This window comes from Nocardiopsis sp. TNDT3 (genome assembly GCF_003427465.1).
Lineage (GTDB): Bacteria > Actinomycetota > Actinomycetes > Streptosporangiales > Streptosporangiaceae > Nocardiopsis > Nocardiopsis dassonvillei.
In genome coordinates, this window is record NZ_QPFC01001260.1 from 1 (window position 1) to 2,011 (window position 2,011).

Consider the following 2,011-nt stretch of genomic DNA (forward strand, 5'->3'; position numbering starts at 1 on the left):
AAACCCCGCCACCCCCGCGGGTATCCCGCCGCCGCCGCCGCGGCGTCCGGATCTCACAGACATCACGGGAAGGGGCCGAATGCTGCGTTCCCTCACAGCCGGGATCGTGCTGGCCTTCGCCGGTTCACGGGCCAACGTGGCCCGGACCATCCTGTCCTGCGCGGGCATCGTCGTCGGTGTCGGCGCGCTGATCCTCGTGGTCAGCGCCAGTGACTTCGGCCAGCGCTTCGCCACCGCCTACAGCGAGGCCAACGCGGGCCGCCCGGCGACCCTGGAGGTCACCGTGCACGGCCGGGTCACCGACCGCGCCGCCTTCGAGCAGGACCTGGTCCGGGCGGGCGGCCAGGACATCTCGATCTACCACAGGCCCTCCCAGGTCCCCTCGATCCGCTCCGGCGGCTCCGTCCTGCCCGACGTGGAGTTCCTCGGCGTGGACCCCACCCTGGGCGACATCCGGCGGATGAACCTGGCCGAGGGCCGCTGGTTCACCGAGGCCGACACCGAGTCACTGGCCCCGGTCATGGTCGTCAACGAGGAACTCGCGAACGCGCTGGGCGACCTCACCCGCGTCCAGGTCGGCACCGACCAGTGGACGGACGTGCGCGTCATCGGCGTCCTGGAGGGCTCCGCGCTGGACATGGGCTGGTACAGCGCCTACCTGCTGCGCGCCCCCGCCTCCGAGGAACTGCTCTTCGGGACCTCCACCGGCGCCCAGGAGCAGGAGGAGTCGGCCGACCCGTTCCTCATGGGCGACATGACCACCTACCAGGTGAGGATCGACCCCAGCGACCCCGCGGCGCGGGACCCGTGGGGCGAGGTCTTCTCCGAGCGACTGGCGTCGGTGTCCTGGCGCTGGGGCGTGGAGGACCAGGAGGCCGTCATGGCCTACCGCACGGACTACGCCGAGGAGATCGGCCAGGTCATCACCTACATGTCCTGGGGTCTGACCGGCATCGCCGCCGTCACTCTCACCACCGGCCTGCTGGGCGTGCTCAACGTGGGACTGGTCACCGTGCGCGAACGCCGCCGCGAACTGGCCACCTACCGCGCCCTGGGCGCGAGCCGGTTCACCCTGTTCGTGGCCGTGGTCATGGAGTCGGTCGTGGTGTCCCTGGTGGCCGGGCTCATCGCGCTGGCCGCATGCTGGGCCCTGCTGGCCGCTGTCGGCGCGGTGCTGGGCGGCGTCGTGTCGCTGCCCGCCGACGTCCCCCTCGTCATCCCCGCGTCCGGAGTACTCGTCGGCCTGGGCAGCGCCGCCCTCGTCGGGATGCTGGCCGGGATCATCCCCGCGATGCGGGCGCTGCGCGCGTCCGTGGTCGCCGGACTCCGGGAATAGGAGACATCACGTGAAGAAGTGGATCATCATCGGCGCGGTCCTGGTCCTCGTGGGAGGACTGACCGGCGCCGGCTACCTCCTGGTGTCCCGTCTGGGCGGCCCGGGCGCCGGAGAGGACGCCGGCATGCAGGAGGCCGCCCTGGACGTGGGCGGGGCCCCGGTCGAGGTGGTGCTGGGAGAGGTCAGCTCCGTGCTGGTGCTGGACGCCGTCGTCCGGGCCGAGCCCGGCGAGGCGGTCGAGGCCCGCAACGGGGGTACGGTCTCCCACCTGTGGGTGGGCGAGGGCGCCGAGGTCGACCGGGGCGCCCCGGTGGTCAACGTGAGGGTGCCCGCCGAGGGCGCGCCCGTCACCGGGGAGGACGGCCAGGCCCCCGACGCCCCCACCACCGAGGAGGTCACCCTGTACGCGCCCGCCGCCGGAACGGTGTCGGGGCTGGAGGACGTCATGGTCGGCGACGTGCTGGAGCCCGGCGCGGTGGTGGCCACGGTCGCCCCCGAGGAGTTCCGGGCCGTCGCGTCGATCCCGCCCAACGACCTCTACCGGTTCTACGAGGACCCCGAGGACATCCTGCTCCAGATCGACCAGGGGCCGCCCGCCGCCGCGTGCGAGTTCCTGTCCCTGGGCACGGCCGAGGGCGGCGCCCCCGTCCCCGGGGACGGGGGCGGCGAGGGCAC

2 protein-coding genes are annotated in these 2,011 nt (G+C 73.2%); both read left to right on the top strand.

Translation table 11 applies throughout. The features are described from left to right. The first annotated feature begins 79 nt into the window (after window positions 1-79). Window positions 80-1,336 carry an ABC transporter permease gene (locus DQW06_RS26625; RefSeq protein ID WP_013154797.1) on the top strand — a complete coding sequence of 419 codons (1,257 nt, stop codon included), beginning with the start codon at window positions 80-82 and terminating at the stop codon, window positions 1,334-1,336. A 10-nt stretch (window positions 1,337-1,346) separates the two neighbouring features. After that, window positions 1,347-2,011: HlyD family efflux transporter periplasmic adaptor subunit (locus DQW06_RS26630; protein WP_157983620.1), on the top strand; the 665-nt coding region annotated here is incomplete at its 3' end.